Here is a 6359-nt window from a genome sequence, read left to right on the forward strand (position 1 = left end):
AGGCGCATCGTCGTCGGCAGCGCCGGGTCGGCGAAGTTCGCCAGCACCGTCGTGGTGCCCTTGACCGGGTCGTGCAGACGCACGGTGCCGGTGCGTGAGGTCTGGATCAGGCGACCGTCGGGCAGCTGGTCGAAGCCGATCGGCTCGAGCAGGTTCGGCGGCGAGCTGACCTTGACCTGCTGGTAGTTCTTGAGCACGGTGGCGCCGCAGTCGCTGTAGACCGGGTCGCTCTGACCCGTCGCCCACTTGATCGCGCCCGTGAGGTGCGTGGTCAGGTTGGCGTCATACGACGCGACCGTGTTGCCGAGCGTGGTGTAGAAGGAGCGGCCGCCCTGGTAGTCCTTGCAGAAGGAGACCGGGTGATCGGCGCCCATCGTCCCGCCGGTGATGCCCTTGAGCGTGTTTCCGCCCGGCTGTGGCTCGAACGGGGACTCGACGACCGTGTCCAGCACGTGCGAGACGCCGCGGACGTTGGTCGTGAAGTTGTAGAAGTTGTCGGTGCGATCCCAGTACTCCGGGAGCGTCTTGGTCGCATCATGGACGCGGTCATAGACCTTCACGGTGCCCGTCGTGACGTCGGTGCGGCCCGACGCGCGGGTCCCGAGGACGTCAGTCAGGAACTGCCAGGACGAATCGGTCTCCACAGCCGATCCGATGCCGACGTAGGCGCCGCCCTTGCGGAAGTACGCCTCGAAGTTGGCGCGCTGCGCGTCGGTCAGCGGGCTCGCGATGCCCGTGTTCAGGAACACGACCGCGCGATAGCCGTCAAGCGCCGCCGGCGTGAACTGCGCCCCGACGTTGGCCGGGGTCGGTGCGGTGACGGTGTAGTTGCCGCTCGCGGCACCCGCCTGGATCGACGCGATACCCGCCGCCGACAATGCATCCGTCGTGCTGGTGACGACCAGCACGTTGGCCGGAGCCGCGGCAGCGGCCTTGGGCCGCGCCGACGCGGTCGCCGGCAGCACGAGCGCCAAGCTCAACAGAGCGAGGCCTGCGCTTCTTCTCCTCATTGCACTCCTTTGGACAAACGAGTGACCCTGTGCGCCGCGCGATCCGCGCGCACGACCCCCACTCACCCAGCCTCAATCCGTGGCCCGGGAGAACCCCATTCCTCTCTCACGGGGTCCCAAGAACGAATCTCTCACGTGGATATGCCGTCCGTCAAGCTGAATCGTGTAAACATGTGCGCAAAACCCATACGGGTTCAGTCTCCGTTAGCTGGGACCGGACGCGACGGGCCGCCGTGGTCGCCGGGCCGCAGTGGCCGTGGGCGCGCTTCGGCCCGTTCTGAAGGGTCCCGAAGCAGCCGCTGAGCGTTCGCCGAGAACACTCACTGATCGTCCATTGCGGGCGATGCCTTCTCACCCCTGGTGTTCGTAGCGTCGACACCATGACCGCTCGATGGAGGGATGCGGCGGTCGGCACACTGCTCGTCTGGGGTGCGTTGGCCGGGAGTGCTCGAGCGCAAGCGACCCCGCCGCGGTTGGCGGCGCCGGTCGATTGCGCGACGAACCCGAACTGTGGGCCGGGGCTCAAACGGCTCTACGGCGCCGATGTGGCGCCTCATCTCGTCAAGCTGACCGTGGCCGACGCGGGGATCCAGGCGCTCGACGACGGCCTGGCCGAGGTCGCCGTGGCGTTCTCGTCGAATCCGGAGCTCTCGCGCCCGGACATCGTCACGCTGCGCGACGACCAGCGCATGGTCGGGCCCGACCGGGTCGTGCCGGCCATCCGCACCGCCGTGCTGGACCGCTACGGCGCCGGCGTCCGCCGGCGCTTGAACGCCGCCTCGGGGCTGCTCGACACGCTCGCGTTGCGCGGGCTCAACCAGCAGGTGATCGACGGCCGGCTGCCCGAGGCGGTCGGCGGGGAGTTCATCGACGCCAACGGGCTCGGCGGCGACGCCAAGCGCAAGCCCGGGCCGGCGATCGTCGTCGGCTACCAGGCGTTCGCCGAGAACGAGACGCTGGCGTACCTGTACGCCGAGGCGCTGCGAGCCGGCGGGTACCGCGTCGCCGTACGTGCGGTCGGCGGGTTGCGCAAGGAGGCGGTCGCCGCGCTGCGTGCGGGCCGCATCTCGCTCTACCCGGCCTACTCCGGGTCGCTGCTGGAGTACCTCGGCGGCACGTCCCTGCGGCGCGCGCTGGCGCGGCTGCACGCACAGCCGCTCGCGCTCTCCCAGGCGCAGAACCGCAACGTCTTCGCGATGAAGGGCGAGCGCGCACGCGCGCTCGGGCTCAGCACGCTCTCCGATCTCGCGCGCGCGTGGAGTGGGAAGGTCGCGCGGGCGGCGGCGGACACGCTGCAGGACGAGCAGTGGGCCGCCGCCGAGGGCAGCGTGCTCGACCTCCCGGGAGCGTGGAAGCTCACCCGCGGCGCCGGCACGATCGTCGCCGTCGTGGACTCGGGGCTCCGGCTCGATCACGAGGACCTCGCGCCGAACGTCTGGACGAACTTCAATGAGATCCCGGGCAACGGGGTCGACGACGACGGCAACGGCTACGTCGACGACGTCCACGGCGTGGACCTCACGACCACGAACGCGCGCCAGGATCTCAGCGACGGCCATGGCCACGGGACGCACGTCGCCGGGATCATCGCCGCCGCCGCCAACGGGCGGGGGATCGTGGGTGTGGCGCCGCAGGCCAAGCTGATGATCGTCAAGGTGCTCGACGCCGACGGCGCGGGGACGACCGGCGCCGTCGCGGAGGGCATCCGCTACGCCGCGGCCAACGGCGCGCGGGTGATCAACGCGAGCGTCCAGGGCGACGATCCCGACCCTCGGCTGAACGACGCGATCGCCGCGGCCGGCGCCGCCAACGCGCTGGTCGTCGTCGCCGCGGGCAACGACTCACGCGACATCGACAGCCGGCCCTCCTACCCGGCGGCGATCCCGGCGCCGAACCTGATCGGCGTCGCCGCCACCGCGCCCGACGACGGCCGCGGCCTCGACACGTACTCCAACTACGGGCGCTTGACGGTCGGGTTGGCCGCGCCGGGTGGGCTGATCCTCTCGACGACCAACGACGGCGGCTACGGCGAGAAGTCCGGCACTTCGATGGCCGCGCCGATGGTCAGCGGGGTCGCCGCGCTGATGGTCTCCCTGAACCCCGGAATCAGCGCGATCGACCTGCGCGCGCTGCTGCTCCAGCACGCCCGGCGCTCGTCGCTCCCGGTCGCGGCGGGGTACGCCGACGCGCTCAACTCCGCGCTCGCCGTTGCCACCTCGGTCGGCTACGTCACGACCCAGCCGCCGCGGTTGCAGATCCTGCGGGCGACGTCGGACGCCAAGCGCACCCAGCTGCAGGTGGCGGTGGTCGGCTCCACGCAGGCGATCAAGCGCTACCGCGTGCGCCTGGACAACAGGAACGTGGCCGCGCTGACCGCACGCAAGGCGACGTTCACGGTGACGCTCCGGCGGCGCGGGCGGCGCGCGCAGATCGACGCCGTCGACGCCTCCGGCCGCCGGCTGGCCAGCGCGAAGCGCACCGTGAGCCGGCTGCGCGCCGGCAAACGCCAGGTCAACAGCGGCCGCGGGGTGGGCACGTGATCCGCTCTGCCTGTGTGGCGGTGGTGCTCGCCCTGGCCGCGGCCGCACCCGCGCAGGCGGCGGACGCGACGATCACCATGAGCGGGTCGAGCGTCGCCCAGGCGGTGCTCGCCGACCTCGCGTACTTCTACGGCCGCGTCACGCCGTCGCCGCCGCGCTTCTCGTTCGTCGGCGGCGGGACCACGATCGGCATCACGGACGCCGCCCGCGGTGTGGTCGACGCCGGGATGGTCAGCCGCAACCTCGGCGCCACCGACCCTCCGGGGCTCGTCCTGACGCCGTTCGCGCTCAGCGGCGTGTGCCTCGTCACCAATGTGGCGAACCCGGTGCCGGGTCTCACGCGCGCGCAGGTGCAGGACCTGGTCGCCGGGCGGGTGACGAGCTGGACCCAGGTTCCCGGCTCTACCCGCACCGACCCGATCGTCTCGGTCGCCTTGGACGAGACCGCGGGAGCGCGGATCGTCTTCGAGACGGTCTTCGTCGATGCGGCGACCGAGATCACCTACACGCCGCGGACGTTCGCCGTCGCCGCGCAGGTGCGCGACTTCGTCGAGAGCACGCCCGCGGCGTGGGGCTACGTCGATCTCGCGCTGATCTCGCGGCTGCACGCGCTGACCTACGAGGGCGTGCCGTGCTCGCGAGCGACGATCCGCACCGGCGCATACCCGGCGCAGCGCCCGCTGGGGGTCGTCACACGCGGGCGCCCGCGGGGCGCTCTGGCGCGGTTCCTGCGGTGGGTGGCGACGAGCCGCAAGGCGCGGCAGGTGATCGCGACCCGCTACATCAACGTCGGGTCGAGCTGAGCGTGGGCGCGAAGCCAGGCCCAGAAGTCACGGCCGGCGCCGGTGAGCGGGCCGTGCCGGACGGCGCGTAGCTCGCGGCGCAGCTCGGCGTCGCGGACGGGGATGGCGACGAGCGTTCCGCGCTGCGTCTCGGCCTCGATCACCAGCCGTGACAGCAAGGCGAAGCCGCCCGTCTCCAGCGCGCGCTTGACGCTCTGGGTGCTCGCGCTCTCCAGCGCCGGGGTCAGCTCGACGCCGGCGCTGTGCAGCGCGGCAGCCGCCACCGCCCGCGTTCCGGAGCCCGCCTCGCGGGTGAAGTAGGGCTCGCTCGCGAGGGTCGCGGCGGCGAGCGAGCGCCGCTTCGCCCATCGGTGGCCGGCCGCGACCACCGCGACGATCTCGTCCTCGCGCAGCGTGAGCGTCTCGAAGTCGTCGAGCGCATCGAGGCCCTCGACGAACCCGATCTGCGCGTCGTTTGCGCGCACCGCCTTCAGCACGCCCGTCGAGTTGACGATGTCGACCTCCGCGCGGATGCCGGGGTGCACCGCGCGGAACCCGGACAGCCAGTCCGGCAGCAGGAACTCACCCACCGTGTGGCTCGCCGCGAGCGTGAGCTGCTGGCCGGTCCGGTCGCGATGCTCGGCCAGCACGGCCTCCGCCCGCTGCAGCGCGGCGAGCGCCTGCTTGGCCTCCGGGTACAGGAGGCGGCCCGCGGTGGTCGGGCGCACGCCGAAGTGGCCGCGCTCCAGCAGCGGCGTGCCGGCGCGCTTCTCGAGCGCCTTGATGCGCTTGGTGACCGCCGACTGGGTCAGGTTCAGCGCGTCGGCGGCGACGTGGAGATTGCGGGTCTCGACAGCGGCGACGAACGCGGCGAGATCGTTGCCGGAGAGCGGGTTGGGGATCGTCGGCAGGACCTGGACACTAGTGCCGCGGTGCGGGTGAAGACGGTGAGCCAGGCGAGGACGAGGCACACGTAGAGCGCGATCGCCAGGTACGTGAAGACGCTCGCCTGCGTGTGTCGCGCGAGCTCCGAGGTGCCGGTGACGACGGTGCCGACGGGGAACGTGAAGCTCCACCAGGCGAGGCTGAACGGCGGTCGGGCCTTGAGCGTGAGCGTCGCGGCGAGCGCGAGCCACAGCAGCGTGAAGCCGATGACGGGCACCCCGTAGAGGACGCCGAAGGCGCGCAGCGCGGGGGCGAACGGCGTCACGCCGGCCGCTGCCGCGCCGAGCAGGTTCACCGCCGTGATCGACTGCCCGAGCGGGCCGAGCACCATGAAGAGCGTGGGAACCGATGGCGCGGGGCCGGTGCCGTGGAGGGCGAGGCGGGCGCACAGCAGCGCGATCACGAGCAGCGAGGCGAGCAGGCTCAGGCCGAACATCCCATAGCACGCGAGCAGCATCGTCAGCTGGGCTTGGCCGGCTGGCAGGTGGGCGATTAGCGCGGCGCCGGTCGCCGCCGACACCATCGGCGGGACGACGGGCATCAGCCAGCTGCCTTGGACGGCATCGAGCCGGTTCAAGCCGCCGCTGGTGATCAGGCGGTACGGGACGACGACGGCGACGGCGAGCCCCGTGGCGGTGCCGAGCGTCCACAGGACGGCGTCGACGATCGCCGCGGCGTGCAGGCCGATCAGGTCCTGGCCGAGCAGCAGCGTCCCCGCCCCGACGGTCAGCAGCGCCATCGGCGGGGCGCCGAGGAACGGCGCCGTCGCGGCGTCGAGGCGCGGACGCCTGCGGGTCAGCGCGACCAGCGTCAGACCGACGAGCAACGCGCCGGCCAGCACCCAGACGCCGAACGCCACCGCGTGCTGCCCGGGAGCGTGACGCGGGAGCAGGACCGCCGCGTTGGCGACAATCCCGGTGCCCATCACGGCGGCAAACCAGTTCGGCTTCATCCCCGTGGACGATGGCGGACCGTGGGCGCCCAGTTGAGTCGGATCGCGCGCGGGTGATTCCATTGCGGAACCCCCTTCGGCGGCGCCGCGAGCCGCGTGGACGGGCGGGTGGGCGGAGCGGGTGGGTGGG

5 protein-coding genes are annotated in these 6359 nt (G+C 72.1%); 2 read left to right on the top strand and 3 right to left on the bottom strand.

Features of this window, described 5'->3' with window-relative positions; translation table 11 throughout:
• Positions 1–980 (bottom strand): ThuA domain-containing protein (locus OM076_RS44200; RefSeq protein WP_270046665.1); only part of this gene is annotated, 980 nt, incomplete at its 3' end.
• A gap of 410 nt (positions 981–1390) precedes the next feature.
• Here OM076_RS44200 and OM076_RS44205 point away from each other — a divergent pair.
• Positions 1391–3550, top strand: coding sequence for a S8 family serine peptidase (locus OM076_RS44205; RefSeq protein ID WP_270046666.1), 2160 nt, complete (start codon positions 1391–1393; stop codon positions 3548–3550).
• Positions 3547–4353 carry a substrate-binding domain-containing protein gene (locus OM076_RS44210; RefSeq protein WP_270046668.1) on the top strand — a complete coding sequence of 269 codons (807 nt, stop codon included), beginning with the start codon at positions 3547–3549 and terminating at the stop codon, positions 4351–4353. Before OM076_RS44205 ends, OM076_RS44210 begins: the two co-directional genes overlap by 4 nt.
• Here OM076_RS44210 and OM076_RS44215 read toward each other — a convergent pair.
• On the bottom strand, positions 4329–5243 hold the full coding sequence (locus OM076_RS44215) for a LysR family transcriptional regulator (RefSeq protein WP_270046670.1): 915 nt from the start codon (positions 5241–5243) through the stop codon (positions 4329–4331). The two genes, OM076_RS44210 and OM076_RS44215, sit on opposite strands and share 25 nt — an antisense overlap.
• On the bottom strand, positions 5147–6359 hold a 1213-nt coding region (locus OM076_RS44220), incomplete at its 5' end, for a TDT family transporter (protein WP_270046669.1). The genes OM076_RS44215 and OM076_RS44220, both read right to left, overlap by 97 nt.

The sequence above is a fragment of the Solirubrobacter ginsenosidimutans genome (genome assembly GCF_027587205.1).

Bases quoted from the DNA above. Each gene is read 5' to 3' on its own strand.
- OM076_RS44205 (WP_270046666.1), top strand. From the start codon at position 1,391: ATGACCGCTCGATGGAGGGATGCGGCGGTCGGCACACTGCTCGTCTGG.